General features: G+C 40.9%; 22 protein-coding genes, 2 pseudogenes and 1 riboswitch. Of the genes and pseudogenes, 10 read left to right on the top strand and 14 right to left on the bottom strand.

The window, feature by feature from the left end; all coding sequences use genetic code 11:
* Positions 1–51: 51 nt before the first annotated feature.
* Together Len3610_RS02910 and Len3610_RS02905 are read left to right on the top strand one after the other, a co-directional pair.
* Complete coding sequence (locus tag Len3610_RS02910; protein ID WP_176446637.1) at positions 52–1,437, top strand: Sau3AI family type II restriction endonuclease; 1,386 nt, start codon at positions 52–54, stop codon at positions 1,435–1,437.
* Between the two features lie 12 nt (positions 1,438–1,449).
* Positions 1,450–2,580 (top strand): hypothetical protein, encoded by a 1,131-nt coding sequence (locus Len3610_RS02905; RefSeq protein ID WP_176446636.1) that lies wholly within the window; start codon positions 1,450–1,452, stop codon positions 2,578–2,580.
* A 293-nt stretch (positions 2,581–2,873) separates the two neighbouring features.
* Here the strand turns inward: Len3610_RS02905 and Len3610_RS02900 are convergent, their stop codons facing one another.
* Positions 2,874–3,092 (bottom strand): SDR family oxidoreductase, encoded by a 219-nt coding sequence (locus tag Len3610_RS02900; protein WP_176446635.1) that lies wholly within the window; start codon positions 3,090–3,092, stop codon positions 2,874–2,876.
* 6 nt (positions 3,093–3,098) lie between these two features.
* Between Len3610_RS02900 and Len3610_RS02895 the strand changes: the two genes are divergently transcribed.
* Entirely contained in the window at positions 3,099–3,467 is a 369-nt protein-coding gene (locus Len3610_RS02895; protein ID WP_369693675.1) for a DUF4188 domain-containing protein, read from the top strand.
* 145 nt (positions 3,468–3,612) lie between these two features.
* On the opposite strand, the gene Len3610_RS02890 is transcribed toward Len3610_RS02895, so the two are convergent.
* Together Len3610_RS02890 and Len3610_RS02885 are read right to left on the bottom strand one after the other, a co-directional pair.
* The gene (locus Len3610_RS02890) at positions 3,613–4,080 is read right to left on the bottom strand and encodes a PIN domain-containing protein (RefSeq protein WP_255259757.1); all 468 of its coding nucleotides are present in this window, start codon (positions 4,078–4,080) and stop codon (positions 3,613–3,615) included.
* Entirely contained in the window at positions 4,064–4,741 is a 678-nt protein-coding gene (locus tag Len3610_RS02885; RefSeq protein WP_176446633.1) for a helix-turn-helix domain-containing protein, read from the bottom strand. The genes Len3610_RS02890 and Len3610_RS02885 overlap by 17 nt, the downstream gene beginning before the upstream one ends.
* An 805-nt stretch (positions 4,742–5,546) precedes the next feature.
* Here Len3610_RS02885 and Len3610_RS02880 point away from each other — a divergent pair.
* The 5 genes from Len3610_RS02880 (at position 5,547) to Len3610_RS02865 (ending at position 7,953) form a co-directional block, all read left to right on the top strand.
* Entirely contained in the window at positions 5,547–5,891 is a 345-nt protein-coding gene (locus tag Len3610_RS02880) for a hypothetical protein (RefSeq protein ID WP_176446632.1), read from the top strand.
* A gap of 6 nt (positions 5,892–5,897) precedes the next feature.
* Positions 5,898–6,248, top strand: a complete 351-nt coding sequence (locus Len3610_RS02875; protein ID WP_176446631.1) for a hypothetical protein — start codon at positions 5,898–5,900, stop codon at positions 6,246–6,248.
* Between the two features lie 436 nt (positions 6,249–6,684).
* Positions 6,685–6,873, top strand: a complete 189-nt coding sequence (locus Len3610_RS20490; RefSeq protein WP_255259756.1) for a hypothetical protein — start codon at positions 6,685–6,687, stop codon at positions 6,871–6,873.
* A complete protein-coding gene (locus Len3610_RS20485) occupies positions 6,840–6,986 on the top strand; it encodes a helix-turn-helix domain-containing protein (protein WP_369693674.1) in 147 nt (48 codons plus the stop codon). Before Len3610_RS20490 ends, Len3610_RS20485 begins: the two co-directional genes overlap by 34 nt.
* A 115-nt stretch (positions 6,987–7,101) precedes the next feature.
* Positions 7,102–7,953, top strand: a complete 852-nt coding sequence (locus tag Len3610_RS02865) for a DegV family protein (RefSeq protein WP_176446630.1) — start codon at positions 7,102–7,104, stop codon at positions 7,951–7,953.
* Between the two features lie 275 nt (positions 7,954–8,228).
* Here the strand turns inward: Len3610_RS02865 and Len3610_RS02860 are convergent, their stop codons facing one another.
* On the bottom strand, positions 8,229–8,720 hold the full coding sequence (locus Len3610_RS02860) for a QueT transporter family protein (protein ID WP_176446629.1): 492 nt from the start codon (positions 8,718–8,720) through the stop codon (positions 8,229–8,231).
* Positions 8,721–8,726: 6 nt separating this feature from the next.
* Positions 8,727–8,771, bottom strand: a riboswitch (PreQ1 riboswitch).
* Positions 8,772–8,970: 199 nt separating this feature from the next.
* On the opposite strand from Len3610_RS02860, the gene Len3610_RS02855 reads away from it, so the two are divergent.
* Positions 8,971–9,243 (top strand): 4a-hydroxytetrahydrobiopterin dehydratase, encoded by a 273-nt coding sequence (locus Len3610_RS02855; protein WP_176446628.1) that lies wholly within the window; start codon positions 8,971–8,973, stop codon positions 9,241–9,243.
* 239 nt (positions 9,244–9,482) lie between these two features.
* On the opposite strand, the pseudogene Len3610_RS02850 reads toward Len3610_RS02855, so the two are convergent.
* Positions 9,483–9,985, bottom strand: a pseudogene (locus tag Len3610_RS02850) (cupin domain-containing protein).
* Positions 9,986–10,078: 93 nt separating this feature from the next.
* Here Len3610_RS02850 and Len3610_RS02845 point away from each other — a divergent pair.
* A complete protein-coding gene (locus Len3610_RS02845) occupies positions 10,079–10,291 on the top strand; it encodes a hypothetical protein (protein WP_176446627.1) in 213 nt (70 codons plus the stop codon).
* 74 nt (positions 10,292–10,365) lie between these two features.
* On the opposite strand, the gene Len3610_RS02840 is transcribed toward Len3610_RS02845, so the two are convergent.
* From Len3610_RS02840 to Len3610_RS02800, 9 genes and pseudogenes are all read right to left on the bottom strand, one after another.
* Entirely contained in the window at positions 10,366–11,049 is a 684-nt protein-coding gene (locus Len3610_RS02840) for a YrrS family protein (RefSeq protein WP_176446626.1), read from the bottom strand.
* 301 nt (positions 11,050–11,350) lie between these two features.
* Positions 11,351–12,124: a serine hydrolase gene (locus Len3610_RS02835; RefSeq protein ID WP_176446625.1), complete on the bottom strand. Its 774-nt coding sequence runs from the start codon at positions 12,122–12,124 to the stop codon at positions 11,351–11,353.
* Positions 12,125–12,216: 92 nt separating this feature from the next.
* Entirely contained in the window at positions 12,217–12,459 is a 243-nt protein-coding gene (locus Len3610_RS02830; RefSeq protein ID WP_176446624.1) for a hypothetical protein, read from the bottom strand.
* Positions 12,460–12,587: 128 nt separating this feature from the next.
* On the bottom strand, positions 12,588–13,298 hold the full coding sequence (locus tag Len3610_RS02825; protein ID WP_176446623.1) for a hypothetical protein: 711 nt from the start codon (positions 13,296–13,298) through the stop codon (positions 12,588–12,590).
* A 17-nt stretch (positions 13,299–13,315) separates the two neighbouring features.
* A complete protein-coding gene (locus Len3610_RS02820; RefSeq protein ID WP_176446622.1) occupies positions 13,316–13,900 on the bottom strand; it encodes a cob(I)yrinic acid a,c-diamide adenosyltransferase in 585 nt (194 codons plus the stop codon).
* Positions 13,901–14,156: 256 nt separating this feature from the next.
* Entirely contained in the window at positions 14,157–14,591 is a 435-nt protein-coding gene (locus Len3610_RS02815; RefSeq protein ID WP_176446621.1) for a bifunctional adenosylcobinamide kinase/adenosylcobinamide-phosphate guanylyltransferase, read from the bottom strand.
* Positions 14,543–15,158, bottom strand: a pseudogene (locus Len3610_RS02810) (histidine phosphatase family protein). Before Len3610_RS02810 ends, Len3610_RS02815 begins: the two are co-directional and overlap by 49 nt.
* Positions 15,116–15,922, bottom strand: coding sequence for an adenosylcobinamide-GDP ribazoletransferase (gene cobS, locus Len3610_RS02805; protein WP_176446620.1), 807 nt, complete (start codon positions 15,920–15,922; stop codon positions 15,116–15,118). The pseudogene Len3610_RS02810 and the gene cobS overlap by 43 nt, the downstream one beginning before the upstream one ends.
* A complete protein-coding gene (locus Len3610_RS02800; protein ID WP_255259755.1) occupies positions 15,912–16,526 on the bottom strand; it encodes an AAA family ATPase in 615 nt (204 codons plus the stop codon). The genes cobS and Len3610_RS02800 overlap by 11 nt, the downstream gene beginning before the upstream one ends.
* Between the last annotated feature and the right edge of the window lie 166 nt (positions 16,527–16,692).

Raw genomic sequence — 16,692 nt, 5'->3', positions numbered from 1 at the left:
CAGTTTTTTGTGTTAAAATAAATACAACTACCGTATGAAAGAGGTTACTTAATGGAATACAAAACGGAAAAGGAGCTTTTATATAAAGCAAAACAGGCAGAAGGTAAAACATTTGGTGAGATAGATAATAGCGGCAGAATAGAAGACGGTAAAGCAAAGGGGCAATTGGGACAAATAATAGAAGAAAGCTTTTTTGAATATGAAATTAACTCCAAAAGTGAAGCCGATTTCTCTGATTTAGGAATCGAATTAAAAGTCACCCCTATTAAGAAGAATAAAAATGGAACGTTATCTGCCAAAGAGAGATTAGTGTTGAATATTATTAATTACCATGATGAAGTCCATCAACTATTTGAAACATCTAGTTTTTGGAGAAAAAACCGTGAAATATTAATACTCTTTTATCAGTGGGTATCAAACATTGCAAGGGCCGATTATAAAGTCATAAAATCCTACTTACATAGATATCCGGAAGAAGACCTTGAAATAATAAAACACGACTGGAAAATAATTGTAGAAAAAATAAAAAATGGTTTGGCCCACGAACTTTCAGAAGCTGACACAAACTACTTGGCTGCGTGTACAAAGGGAGCAAGTAAAAGTTCATTACGAACTCAGCCTTACAGCGATGAAGAAGCCATGCAAAGAGCATACTCATTAAAACAGAGTTATATGACAGCCCTTGTTCGCAAGGAAATAAAACAAGAGGATCTAATAAGATTTGCTGGACCAGGGGAACTTAAACAGAAATCAATGTTCGAACTACTATTAGATAGGTTTAAACCATACCAGGGAATGTCAATTGAACAAATTTGTAAGAAAACTGGTTTAAAAGTGAATAGCAAATCCAAAAATTTTCTGCAAGAGTTTGTTAGTGAGCTGTTAGGTATCCGAGGTACGAAACTAGACCAAATTGAAGAATTCGCAAAAGCAAACATTCAATTAAAAACTATTCGGCTTGAGCCAAACGGAGTACCCAAGGAGCATATGTCTTTTAAGAATATAGATTTTTTTGAATGGGAAAAAGAAACTTGGGATGAAAGCTGGCTGAAAAATCATTTTGAAGAAACCAAATTTTTGTTTGTTGTATTTCACTATAAAGAGAGTAAAAAGGATAATCCTAACAGGAAATTGTATTTTCGAGGCATTACGCTTTGGAATATGTCCAACAACGATATCGAGGACACTCTTAAAAACTTCTGGTTACATGTCCAATCGCTAATCAAAAATGGCATTAAATTGGAGCTTGTAAAACAAAAAAATAGAACAATTGTAAAAAACAATCTTCCAAAACCCGGTAATAATAATGTTTGTCATATTAGACCAAAAGCTAGAGATAGTAAAGATAAGATTATGCTACCTGACGGACAAACTATTACAAAACAAGCTTTTTGGTTAGATAATACTTATATTGCAAAAATTATAATGAATATGTAAGGAGTAATATAATTGGCTGGCTATATCTTTAGTCTGAACAACTTAAATTCTTTAAGCGACTCTATAAAAAATGGCATTTATAGTACTATATTAAATATCCCCAAAAATAGGATTTGGGGTGCTCATCATGAAGGAACATTTGGTGATTATATTACAATGAAAGAAGGAGATAATATATACTTTTTCCACGAAAGAAAACTCTACGGGATAGGTGAGCTCGTTAATATAAAGGGGGATTGTAAACACTTAAACTTCCCGGAAGCAGATTTCCCCTATGAATATAACCATGCCTCCTTAAAAAACCGAATTATTGTTAATAACCTCCATGGCAAGAAACATAGAATGGTTTGTACCTTCAAGGGGGCTCCACATTTTTTCAAGAATGGAGTGGATATGGATGATGTTCTATCTTCAAATCCAGAGCGTTTCAAGATGTTACGCGCTTTTTGGAAACTCTCATTTATAAAGATAGATGATGAAGAAAACAAAGCTCTAATTGATGTTATTTTAAAAAACAACGAAGCAAGTTTAGTCACAAAAGAAGGCATTTTCATGGAGAAGGAGAACACCCATGAGAAAATCGCTGACCTAGTTGACGATAAATTCATTGTTAAATCAGAAAACATCCTTGCCTCCTGCTCCAATAATGATGGTAGTGTAAGACACGAAATGGCTTTAGAGACAGGTATACTAGATTATATATCAAATAATAAAACTAATAAATTTGGTGAATGGGATTATCTTTCGCATCAAGTAATCGCTTCTCCTTTTAAACCAATTGATTACATGGATAAAATGGATATATTCGGCTACAAATACATCTATGGTTTCCAGACAATTTCTAAATATCTAATGATTGAAATAAAAAAAGACTCAGCATCATCCGAGGATATAAATCAAGCAATGAAATATGTTGATTGGATAAACCAAGAATATAGTTTTGGTGATTATAATATGATTCAAGCATTTTTGGTTGCATTTGAATTTCCAACAGACGTTATAGAACAAAGAAATAAAATTGCACACAGAAATTTTGTCAAGGGTAGAAGACCCCTTATTTCTATGGAATGGGATAACCTGAAGTTAATTCGATATCACTTTGATTCGCATAATAAAAAACTTACTTTTACTGAGGTTAATTAACCCTTCATAATAATTTGGTGACACCACCTCCCGAATTATGTGCTGCTTGATTTCTCCGTTGTCTGACATTATGTAGTGCGTCGCGAGCCAATGAGGTCAGATGCCTTTTTCATCCAAAAATCGAGCCGGCTCAATCAATGGATAATATGGTTCAAATTGTTTGCTGATTTTTCAGTGTTTCAATTCAAACAAATAATACCTATATAAACAAAAAACGCATGGTGCGCATACGCCAAGCGGCCTTGTGACCAATAATCCTTAAATCAAACGGATCCATTAATACGTTTAATCGTCTAATTATTGTTTTCTCCCTCAAACGCTTGCACCTTACGCATATTTGCTGTGGTGCCGCCATCCACCAGAATATCGGTACCGGTTATGCAGGATGCTTTATCACTGATCAAAAATTCAATGGTGTTGGCAATTTCAATGGGTCCCCCTTCTCGTTGCAGTAGTGTATTATCCAGCATCACTTTCATTTGCTCTTGTTGTGATTTTTCCTGTTGTCCCATCTACAGGTGTTTACCGCAATGCCAGGCATGATTCGGGAGTTGTATGAAAATCAGGAGGAGCTTGGTTTTCTGTCGATGGAAAACTATTTCGGGCTGCGCACGACGGTGATGATCACGTACTGGCGGTCCAAGGAGGATCTGCTTGCCTATTCCAGAGGGCAGAAGCATCTGACAGCATGGAAGAATTTCAACCGAAAAATCGGCGATACCAATGCTGTTGGGGTTTATCATGAAACGTATGTCGTGCCACAAGGGTATTATGAAGCAATTTATGGAAACATGCCCGTTTATGGACTGGCTAAGGCATCCGGACATATGCCGGTGACTGCTGAGGTAAGGACTGCTAAGAAGCGGTTGCGGACGGGTGTGAAGTAGTCACGCGTTAGAATATTTCACTCTGCAGCTGAATCTAAAAAATCATAAAATTCGATGGGGTGAATTCGTTCTATATTTCCTATTTTTGCAGGGAATCGTCTGCTGTTAGCGGTGACTATGTAATCACATTCTTCCTGAATTGCTGTTATCCACACATGAAAATCTCTTGATCAAAGCGATAAAGTGGTTTACTCATTTCCAAAGAAGAGGCAATTTGTTCCGCCATTTCATTACTGCAACCACTTAGCTCAGTTAGTACCGCTCCAATCGGACGATTTTCTCTCATAATCGTTTCCACACTATAACGGCCAACAATACTGTTAACAGGAAGCTCCGCGTAATACGCTGTTATTGGACTCAAGAATTCGTTTAAAAAGAATTCAATCTCCTGACCATCATATGTTAGCATACGATTTCCTTTTCCAAGTCCGTTTGAAGCATTTCGGACAAATTCAAATAAACATACTTTTGAAATGATAGGTCGGTAAAAATGGGGAAATTGCGCAGCTCTGAGGATTTTGCGGTTGATACCATCTTTTCGTAAAGCGCCACACAACACCGTGGTATCCAAAAATACCTTCGGGGGACTATTTCGTTTAAAGATCGAACTCATCTACATCCCCCGCTTCTCTATTTTTTCTATCTATTTGTTCAAATAATTCATCAATTTTTTTATCCTGTTTCTTCGATGTTATAAAGTTATCTTCAGGAATCCGCCAATGCCCACCTTCTGAACGGTAGGCACCTTTAAACTTCCCATTTTCACACATTCTCCTTATTGTTTGATCACTGAGTCCTAATTTATGGGCTGCCTCACTGGTTGTATAGAATTGCTGATTGCTTTCTTTGTTCGCCTCTGCTGCAGCTAATTTATCCAATGGTGCGTGAGCTCTTTTCCCAACGCGGGCAGTTTTCTTTGTCTTTTTTTCAAGAATTGATGCCAACATTTTCTTGTTCGTTTCTTGAGGTTTTTTTGTCATTTTGCTGATCATATCGATATAATCCAGTACTTCTTCAAATGCTTGTTCAGACTGGGATGTTTCCATTTTCCCCCGTATAGCTGCATCCAATTGTTTCAACTCATCCAAATCGTTATCACTTGGAATGGGGAAATGTAATTGTAATACTACAGGTGTATAAACATTCATCAGTCTCAATGATTTTTCAATCGTTGTTTTTAAAAGGATTTCAGCTTTTTCTTTATCGTGTAATTGGTTTAAAAATTTCACCGTATCCCATAATGTTTCTTGTTCACGGTCCATTGTAGTTGCCATTTGAATCGCCCCCTTTATACTTATAGTTTACTATTTAAATTCAATATATTCAACAAAACCAACATAAATCACTTATATTTGTGGAGAATATAGTATTTAAGTCCTTATACATAAAGGTCCCCTCGAGTTAATGGAAATCATCCAACTCGAGGGAACTTTTTATCTACCTTTTTCTTTCGGGAAGATCCTGAATGAACTGCCAGCAATAAAGTCATCCCAATATACAAGCCGTCCCGATCCATTGAAAATATCCAAACGGTTCATTCAGCCAAATGACTGTTGTTAAAACAGCTGAAAGTGGTTCGACGGTCCAAGGGGACAGGTTCCTTGGGCCATTTTTTGAGACATTAAATAGCGTTCTATTCAAAAGGGTAGGCAAGAAAATGTATAGCACTATTGTTGCTTACCAGCCACATGCACGTACCTTTTCCGGGTATTTACACTTGATTTAACCCTCTAATACATCACAGAATACATCGGATAGCGTTTGTATGCCGAAAACGAAGGAGGGATTCGATCATGAACAAGTACAAAATTTCTTATACGGCACATGTATTTAGTTAGAAAAATTATGTAACGAGCGAGGGATTCAACACCTAAGTACAACAATCAAATAAGTTTTTCGTGTCATAACCTCAAGTTTGACACCGAAAAACGCCAAAGACATTGCAAGGTCAGTGTTTTTGGCGCTTTTTAACGGCAAAAAAACAGCGTACTATTTTCCTTTTTTGGTTTGCTTAACCCTGTAAACCTTGATGTGATATGATTATAAATAATGCACCGAGGTAGAAAGGTCGTGAGGAAAATGGAAAATACATTAAACATAAAAAACAAAATAAACGATCAAGAAGTCAGTTTTGACCTTATTGTGAATGGCAGAAATGACTATGTAATCAAAACAGAAAAATTTGATGATGGAATAATTGTCAGGGAACTGTCAAGGGAACGCAACGCTATTACTTTTTTTAAACCCCACAAAATAGCTGGCATGATGGTTAAAAAATTAGGGATTACAGATGAACAGCTGAAGGTAATTGATGAAATTGAAGAGGAATTTAAGCAGAAAGCAATTGATCAGGATGCCAAACGAAAAGAGGACTTGATTATGGCGTTACACATCAAAGTCAGTAATTCGCAGTGGAGGCATTAAACGGCTATGTCATTTTCGGCCATGGAAGCTGAAGTTACTAAAGATTTGGGTGTAGCTAAAACAGCAGGCGGATGGCAGACGTTGGTTGATGAAGAATTCATTGAAGCATTGGGTGAGGAATTTACATATCAGCAAGCAGCCGCTTATGCAAAACCATTACTGGAGAAAAGAGAGCAGCAAGAAGCCGAAAAAGAAGCTAAGATAGAGGAAGCAAAACTGACCGGTGAAAAAGTCGCCATCAGACACTGGCAAGAGAAATGTAACAACGCAAGGAAAAACTGTGATCTGGATAACATGACTGAAGTTGCGTTACCTGATGGAAAAACAAAAATCGAAAGACGGCATACAGCGGAATAGGTCTAAGTGGACCATGGGGATAGAGTCTGAACAGAATTGTTGACGCCAGTTCTCTTTCCGACTCTCAGTTTTTACTTGGAAAAGATTATGATTGATAACTCGTTCTCTTAGCTCCGATTCGTTATAAACCCTGTAATACAAGGTCAGCCGGCTTTTTTGTTTCAATATAAAGGTCTAGATTTATTTATTGTGCTATATTGCCAATTGTTCACCAAATTATCCCATTCCCTTGGGCCAGTTTATGTCTATGATATCATGTAAGGATACGCAAAGATTTGCAGATGTTGCCTGGCATTTTTGTCATAATTAGACATAAAAAATGCTCACTTTTGGTTGCGAGCAATTTTAGCAGTATAAAAGTATTTTATTCACTTTTCTAATGGCGAACATGTTTTATAATTTCCTTTTATCCTATCCAAAAAGGAGAGTGATCTTGTTGTCTTTTACAGTGAATGATGATTTTAATAAGAAGTTGGCGGAAATCGTTGGTAAAGATCGTGTTGAAGAAATCGAGCAGCGAGGCTATTTAGCAGCGCAAATTGTGAGTCATCGTCATAAAAAACAAATGACCCAACAAGAACTGGCACAGCCATCAATGTTGCTAAGTCTACAATTGGGCGATTAGAGGCTGGGTTAACGCAGCCAAATTATCAAACGCTTCTCTCCCTTTCTCGTGCTTTAGATACGCCTCTAACAATTGATGCAAAATATGATGACCTCAAATTGCGACGACCATAATTCCCCTGTGAACCTTGATGTGATATAATCACAATGCTATTGTCCAGTTCTTTAGTGGGAGAAGAAAGAACCCCCCCACTGATTGAAGATTCACTTTATATAAAGGGGATGTAGAATGAGCAGAATTATTTTATCGACAGAGAGCGGAGCGGATTTACCGGTAGATTTGGCTGAAAAGCATGCAGTTCAGGTGGTTCCGATGCACGTCGTGATGGATGGACACGATTATTTAGATGGCACGCTGCCTGTAAAGGATATTTATGACTACTATGATCGCACCAAAAAGATACCCTCCACAACATCGACAAATGCCAATGAGTATCACGACTTTTTCTCGAAGATACAAGCGGATTTTCCGGATTGCACCATTATTCATATTGGTTATACATCAAAGGCATCTTCTTCCTTCCAAAATGCGGTCATCACCTCAGAGGACTTTGATAATCTTTTTCTCATAGATGCTTTGAATGTTACTGGCGGGTTAGCTGCTATTGTGATGTATGCGGTTAATGAGTTGGAGAAAAATCCTGCGATTGAACCTGAAAGATTGATTGAAAAAATCGAAGCCATTATTCCGAAATCACGGCTTGCGTTTGTTCCCGGCAGCCTGGAATTTTTAAGAGCAGGCGGACGTGTCAGCAATATGGCCTATCTCGGCGGGGCTTTATTGAAATTAAAGCCACGCATTGAATTAGTTGACGGAAAACTTGTTTCGACAAAGAAGTATCGCGGGAAAATGAGCAGTGTTGCGGAAAAACTCATGCAGGATTATTTAAATCAATACGACATTGATCGAGAACAGCTCTATTTTCTATACTCGATCGGACTTGATGAACGTATTAAGCAACGGATGGACGACATCGCAAAAGAAAACCAATTCAAAAACGTCAAATGGATGCAGGCTGGTGCGATGATTTCGACTCACTCAGGCCCCGGCGGCTTTGGGATTGCAGGATTGGAAGTTTAGTGGCATAGTCTGTCACTTGCCGGGTTCAGAGTAGAATCGTGTCCGAAAAGGGAGTGGCCAAACCCACTTCCCTTCTTGTTCACTGCCGCTTTTATGTTTTTTTATTATTGGCTTTTCTGTTTCAGTCAGCGGCTCATTGGCAAATCATAATCATATTTTCGCGTAAGATTCTTCCTCACCGCTTAGTGCCCATTCGGTGAACTGGGTCCCTAGCACTTGACACGATTCAGAATAGTACGAGAGACAGGGTGCACTATCGAATCGGTGTAACTTACTTAACGGCTCTCCATAAGTTCATTGAAATTCAGTTTCTTGTTCAGCATATACATAATCGGAATCCCGATAGCCATGACGCCGAATTCACCCAGAGCTGTCGTCAGCCATGTGAACATGAATGGCAAGTCGGCGACCATATAAAGCTGAAATGCAATGATAAACATGTTGAACGAAAATACGACCGTGTTGATGATGAGCAGGGTTAATTTATGTTTAATAAACGTTGCCAGGAAAATGACGATTCCAAGCGACAGCACCGAATGCGCGACACCGAATGTCAAATCGTACATGCCGGTCGGGGAAAATAAATTGGTCAAAAAAACGCCCAGGACAATCCCGTAAAAATATTTTGTGTTAAAGACAACGAGATGGTTAAACATTTCGGGGATCCGAAACTGAATGTTCGAGAATGCGATCGGGGCGGCGACTAATGACAACGCCACATACGCAGCAGCGATAATCGCATTGACGGTAAGTGTTTTGATATTCAATGATTTCACTCCTTAGTTTTTTATCGTGGGATGGTTTCGAACCACGGTTTGGGCATCTTTCCCAAACACATTAATTATACCTTGAAACAGAGAATAGGCAAAGGGGTTTTTATCAGCTTTTAAAAATAATCAGTACGCTGAAATCTGTATGTGGAAGCTTTACGCCTTAGACCACGATACATTGGAAGATAAACAGAACAGGTTTAAACGGTGAAAGTTTGGGGAAGTTTTAATTTGAGGAGGTATAAGTATGATATTAAACGAAAAGCAAATTCAAACAAACCTCGATCAAGTGCCTGGATGGGAGCATATCGAGGGTTACCTGACAAAGACATATAAATTTGCCGATTTTAATGCATCGCTTGCATTTGTAAACAGCGTGGGTGAGCTGGCGGAAGAAGCCGACCACCACCCTGATATTGTCATTCAGTACAATAAGGTTAACTTATCACTACGGACTCACGATGAAGAGGGCATTACCAGCAAAGATTTCAACCTTGCCGGGAAGATTGAGAAGCTTTAACTATTAACAGTAGATAGTGACATACTGACTATAAGATTCAGTTAGCCAGTTGTGATGCTTGAACAGTAGTTGATTGTATGATTTTGCAGATCTGCATCGATTCATGTGAGACTTTTCATATTGAATAAAGTAGAAACTTCATTAGTGGGGAGGTTTCCCTTCCACCCCCGCTGAATGTTAGTTAAACGAATCGGTCTTTTACAGGCAGCCCGCCCGGTTGTACTACTGTTGACACTCAGTTAACCACCATCTATCGTTTCATAGGCCACTTTTTGGATAATTTCCCGGTGCTGCGGGTATTTTTCAAGCAGCTCCTCTTGTGTAAAAAGCTTAAAGTCCGCAAAATCAAAGCCGGGCGCCACATACAGCCTGCAAGCCCGTAGTCCCCGTCTGCCTCAACAGAAGAGCCAAAGATGGTATTTTTAGGAACGAGCACTTGCAGGGATTCCTCGTTATCCGGGTTCACGCCAAGTTTTTTCATCGTGTATTCCCCCTGCTCATCAATCATATGAATGTGAAGCGGACTGCCAGCGTGAAAGTACCATAATTCATCCGATTGCAGCTGGTGAAAATGGGATATATCACCCGCCCGCAACAAAAAGTAAATGCTTGTATACAGCATCCGTTCATCATCTGTTGCTGTATAATCATCCGAGGCAAACGTTCTTTTGTAATAGCCGCCCTCCGGATGTGGCTCCATGTCCAATTTTGTAATCCATTCGTTGGCACTGCTGGGTGTCATCAAAACATCCTTTCTGAATATCATGCATAACACGATTCGCATAAGCGATTTCATTCATCATAAGCTGTTTCTCCGATCACCTGCAAGTGATATTTGCTGTATTTATTCCATGGATTTATAACAGTCTATATCGGCGGCCTGCTCGAGCTTCCTGAATGGCTGAATAGCCTGTCCGTCTTTGAACATATCCCCCGTTTGCTGGCTTCTGATGTGGAACCGGAAAGCATTATCTGGATGATTGGAATCGCCATTGTGCTGATTGCTGCCGGTTTTATCGGTTATCAGCGACGGGATTTGGCAGGTTAATCGGATAAAAATAAGCCGTATCCCTTTATGGAAGCGATACGGCTCTTTTCTTTATTTCTCAAAAAACTTTTCTATTATCGGCTTTGCCTATCAACGTTCGTCACTTTCCATCCTTCTTGATCGACCCACTCGAGATTCACGACATACATCCAATCTTGTACACCATCAGGGCTGACTTTTCCGACTGATTGTTGCGGGCCGCCGTCACTTGCCAGTCGCCAAAGCGTCATGCTGTCATCCAGTCCGGTTACCATTTGAATCGCTTCTATTTTTTCATTCCAGTCGACTGTACCTTCATCGTAACTGGACGTATGCTCGCCTGTCTGAGAAGTACCAATAGGTTCGCCAATGTTGTCTAAATTAATGCCGTTTTCGTCCTGAGATTCATTTTCTTCCCTGCCTTGCTGGGAGTCATCGTTGTTTTCATCGTTACCGGATTCATTGCCGTCTTCAACTTCCAGCCGGTCAATCGCGTTCTCACGCTGCTCGGATTCATTTTCTCCTTGATTGTTGTTCTCTTCCTGATCAGAGCTTGCTGTTTCAGACTGCTGATCTTCACTTTCATCTTCAGTGATTTTTATATCTTCTTCCTCGTTGCCGGCGCTGTTTTGCTCATCTTCGCTTGTAGTGTCGCTGCCAAATACCATATTCCCTCCAACAACTAAAATGAGGGCAAAGACAACAACAATCGAGGAATTAAGGATAATGTTCCGTTTGCTTTTCCGCCTGCGCATGTTCATGTCAGTTCTTCTTTTCATGTTGATCTCCTTTCCATAACCACAAAAGATAATTTCAGGTTACTAGAAGAGTCATAGCGAATTTTTTTGTCCATTCCCAAATAATCTATTTTCCAAACGATACTTGAACAACGTACCGTACAGTTCAGCAATTAATATATTGTGTTCCAGATACAGTTATTCGTACTTGCCTGGGTTTTTCTGGGGTTGATTGGTCACAGTGACGCCCCGAAATTTGTCGAATACCGTCTGTTCTGCCTCGTCAATCAGTGTGGTGCCAGAACATCCTACCCTGACAGTAAACGAATGCATATTTAAGCGCTTATATAAGCCATAATCGGTTACCAACACCGGCGATTAACAGTTGAGCAGCGACGCGATCATTGATACCACTTATCATAACGGAAGCTAAAACTGTCCTATCCTGATAACGGAAAATCCCGACGTCATGCTCGGCATCCATAAGTTCTCCGGTTTTATTGGCAATAATAAGCTCGTTGTTGGTATGATAGGCAGGCAATTTGGCGGTGAGTTGCTGGTGAGTCATTATTTGTAAGATGTGATTGGCCGATTTCTTGCTTAACAGTTTGGGTGTTGAAATTTCCTCAAGAAACTTATTCATATCATCTGCTGTTGTCGTATTTTCAGGACCGTCTTCAGCTGCTTTCATGTCCATGAAATAACGCTGAATTTTGGTATCATGACATTGCAGTTGACGGCAAAGTGTGTTCACACTATGTATCCCAACCCGCTTAAGCACCAGATTGGAGGCAGTATTATCCGAGACAATAACCATCAGTGTCAATACATCGAGCAGTGTCATCGAAACATCTTCGGACAAAGCTTGTAAGAAACCGGAACCGCCAACTATAGCATCGGCTGGGACACTGATTGTTTCAAACAAGTTCAAATCACCATTTTGAGCCCGACGGAACGCTTCCATGATAATGGGGATTTTGATGACGCTTGCAGCAGGCATCGACATGTTTGCATTGACGGTTATGGAGTGGTCACCTTCTTTGATAGACAGCCCTACAGGTGAATCCATTCCGTCTAAAAGGCTGTTTATGTCGTTTTCTAATTGTGAGATTGTCATATGCATATCCTCCAAATTTTAAGTCGCACTGAAGGAGGGGCTTTCCGCTTCCATAGATATAAAAAAAGCAGCCTCTTAGACTGCCATTACCCTTAATCCAAACCCATGCTTCTTTTCATAATAAAGACTTCCTGTTCATTCTTCCATGTTTTCCTTGCAAGCAGATCCACACCGGCCTGTACCCCATCAATTTTAGTATCCATTTGATCAACTCGTTTTTCAAGCGATTCAAAGCGCTTATCAACCTGCTCAAAGCGTTTATCTACTTTTTCGAACCCCTCATTCATCTGATCCTGCAATTCTTTAATGGCCTGCAACACTTGATTATCACTCATATGCTCCCCTCCCCATTTATCCATTTTACTAACGACTTTGATTGTTAACATCATTATAATAGATTCATGTCCGAACGTCTATATCGAATTACGGTCACAGTGACGCCCCGAATTTTGTCGAATGCCGTCTATTCTGCTTCGTCAATCGGTATAAGTTTATGAAAAAGAGAACCGGCTGTTTCTCTTATTTCTGCTTCATTTTGATTATCATAGGCAATCAGGAAACAGGTAGCGGGGCCGGCGGATTTTTCCAAATCAATCCTACATTCCAGTTTATTCGTTCGTTCTGTCCAGCTTCTCCATGCTGCAGCAACTCCTTTTGAACCGACTGGAAGCAATGCTTTCACTGATTCCAGCCGGCACAGACGCTGAAATAACCAAAGTGGTGCGACCTCATCAGGTTGTTCAAGCACTTCACTACCAACTAAAGGTTTCCCGATAACCGCAAAGCCTTCTTCGCCTAAGAAGTCACTTGTTTTCACGATTGTTCTCGTTCCAATAATCGTCAGTCCTAGACCCGATTGTAGACTTGCAAAATTGCTCTCGGTACTGCCGGTTATGGGAATATGATCCAACTCTAATTCATCCAATATCTGCTCCACACCATGTTTATAGTCCAACCAAGCTTCATCATCGGTAAAATTCTGCATGACGACTGCCTGCACGTCACCACCTGCAGCAAGGCACTCCATGACTGCAACACGGCAGGCAAAGCGGCCCACAACAGCATTTGATGTACTGACTGCATCGTGCGGTTTTTCACCAATAGCGCCACTATTATCCGAAGTAATCACGAGCTCCTGATCAGATGATAATGGCAGTACGACAACATTGCTCATAACAGTTTTGCCCCTTTTTAATCACGTTTTTTCTTGTTGGACCCGCGAAAAACCTTTGCGCTGCGTGCGTATTCAACATCAGGTACATTCAATCTGGCATTGATGACCCGGGCAGCTGCGAAAAAATAATCCGACAGACGATTAACATATTTTAACGGGACGGATGAGATGTCATCTTCTGTTTTCATGAGTGACACAATCATGCGTTCAGCCCTGCGTGTCACTGTTCTGGCGATATGAATTGATGCCGATGCATCGGAACCGCCCGGCAATATAAAACGTTCGAGTTCCGGTGCCTCATCAATCAATTCATCCATTTTATCTTCCAGGTAAGTAATTGGTTCTTCGGTCAATTTATGGTCGCGTTCCGTCTTAATATTCGATAATTCTGAACCGCAGTCAAACAACTCATGCTGAATCTTCTCAAGATCTGCCACGATATCCGGGAATATGTCCTTATCCAATTCTGAAACCGCTTTTCCGACAAACGAATTCACCTCATCAATAGTACCGTATGCTTCAACGCGATTGTCGTCCTTGTCCAATCTTCCGCCAATAACACTTGTCTGCCCTTTGTCACCTGATTTTGTATAAAGTCTCATCCGAATAACCTCCTATTAAATTTAATCATGCTTTTCCCCGGATTCAATCGGGAAAAACACCCCATTGAATGAAGCTTCACCTTTCCCCGCATGTAATGGACAGTATACCGGCAAAGTACGCCGGCTAACTGTGGGGGTCTGTCCCTCATCACATTAACACTTTAGCATGGTAGGGGACAGACCCCCTATAAGTCCCTAAATGCCCGATTCGGTTCAGCTAACATTCAATGGGAAAAAGCACCCATTGAATGAAGCTTCACTTTATCGTTTGTTCAATGCCATACCAGATCACATCAGCCCGCTCAGCTTGTGCCACCAAATCCTGATAGATCCACCCGGTGATATCCCGCCATAGCCGCTCCCGTTTATCTATCGGCACAATTCCTTTTGAAATGTCTGTACCGATGATAACTAGTTTTCGGTGGCTGTCCGCTTTTTCCCACTCCAGCCAAGGTACGATTTGATTTATCACGTTTTGACGGTGTGTATCAGGTGGAAGCGCTGGATCTATTTTTGTATGTATCCATTTTTCGAGCCCTTCCAATACCGCAACAGCCGGGAAATCTTCGTGGGATGATTTAATCAGGTCAGCTGATTCATAGGCGCTCAGCCATAAGTGATGATCCGCAGCATAGTGTTTTTTCACCCATTTTCGTTTTCCATTGAAGGCACCACCCGTAATGAAGTGCATCGGTCATCCTCCTTCCAGTCATGGTATGTCCAGCAAAGTCTGATTCCGCTCGCGTGTGGGATTTGCCATTGCCAAAAACTTCTCGTCTCATCAGCCAGCTTTGTTAATAAAGAGCGGATGACCCCGCCATGCGTTACCAGCAAAACTTCCCGATAACCTTGATCATGTATTGTTTTCTTGAGTGACGTCCAGCCGCTCATCACCCTTTTCTCCATATGGGCAAACAGGCGGCTGCTCGGAAAAAGGATCAGAAAGCCAGTTTCGATATGCTTCGTCCTGATAAAGATCCACATATGTTTTCAATTCCCACTGGCCAAAATGCATTTCGCGAAATGCTTCCCTTAACACAGGCTTTAGGCTTGAACAAAGGATTGTAGCTGTTTGCTTGCAGCGTGTTAAATCACTTGATACACAGAGATCATAATTTGGCAAGTCGCTTTGCAGCGCTTTTAACGCATTTCGGGCGTCACTTGTTATCGGCGGGTCACTCCACCCCACATATTTCCTTTCCAGATTTGCTTTCGTTACACCATGGCGAAAGAGTGTAACAGCCACATGACGATCCATAACACCAGCTCCATCCCTTCTGAACTCGCTCCTAATGTATCACCCGATATACCGTCGAAATGCTTTTTTATTCTCCCGGCGATTATATATCCTATAACGATCATACAGCTTACAAGAATCAAATAGCATGCTAATAATTCAAAGTTTAATAGCCCTATCAATATACCAATGATGATCAAATAGAAACCGTAAACCATCCAGAATGAACTGCTCGTACCGTGTTTAAAAAAGTGGGCCATCCCATGACTTCGAGCTGTTGGCAAAACCTGCAGATAGGTGCCCATCAGCATTTTCCCAAAAAACGGAACCAACATGACCAATACATATGTCCAGACATCCGCCATGGTAATTAATTCATAAAGAATAACAAAACGCACACCAAGAAAAACGATAACAGACAGCACACCAAATGCACCAACACGGGGGTCCTGCATAATCGCCAGCCGCCTCTCAGGATCCCGGTACGAAAAATAGGCATCGCTTGTATCTATAAGACCATCCAGATGAATACCGCCCGACAGAAAAATCAATATAAGCCATAAACAAAGTGCCGTCATAACGTCAGAAAAAGGCGTAAAGGACAGCAGCACAAACAAAACGGATGCATAGATAACACCCTGCAGCAATCCAAGCAACGGAAATGTCCGTAACGCATATGACAGATGGAAACGGTTCATTGGGATCTCACTTTTTATGGGAATGCTTGTGAAAAACTGCAGGTTAATGCCCATTCCTGAAAAAATGCCTTTCAATCTAGTGAACATGCGCTTCACCCAGCATGATTGTTAACAGTTTTCGCCAATCCAAATGTTTTTCCAAACGCTTTGCCAGTTTTTCATAATTAGCATCTTTTTCTATTACATTGGCAGTGAGCACTTCCTGTGTACTTAAACTGTCCTCTTCAGCAAGGTCATGTTCGATGTACGGAATAACCCCCAAAACAGGAAGCCTGGTATAGGTTTCAAGCCACTCGCTGCCCAAGGCAAACGAGGTGACGTCGCCATGAAATTTATTAATGATCAGCCCCTTCACCCGGTTTCTTTCTTCCTGATCGAGTAATGCCAATGTCCCGGCAATACTTGCAAAAGCACCTCCCCTGTCAATGTCTGCAACCAAGATGACAGGTACGTCTGCCATCTCTGCTACAGCCATATTGGCCAAATCACGCTCCTTCAGGTTCATCTCCACGGGACTGCCTGCGCCTTCGAGGAAAATGAGATCATACTGCTGGTCTAACTGCTTCAGTGCCGATTGAATCGTTTGTTTTGCTTTATTGTGCCAGCACTTTTGATAATCACCGCCATTGATTGTACTGATGGTTTCCCATAAAACTCTCAGATAAGTATAAAGACAATCGGATTCATGCATACGTATGGCATAAGACCAGCTGCTTCAGCCTGCTGTGCCTGTGCAATACTCATTTCTTTTCCATCTTCCGTTTGGAATTGTACGATTTAGACATGTCTGTGCTTTAATGGGCGCAGCGGCATAGCCTTTTTCAGCAAACAACCGGCACAGAGCTGTTGTGAGAAGA

Origin of the sequence: Lentibacillus sp. CBA3610 (assembly GCF_013373365.1) — a bacterium.
In the GTDB taxonomy this organism is placed as follows: domain Bacteria; phylum Bacillota; class Bacilli; order Bacillales; family Amphibacillaceae; genus Lentibacillus.
This window is presented reverse-complemented; position numbering and strand designations above follow the sequence as displayed.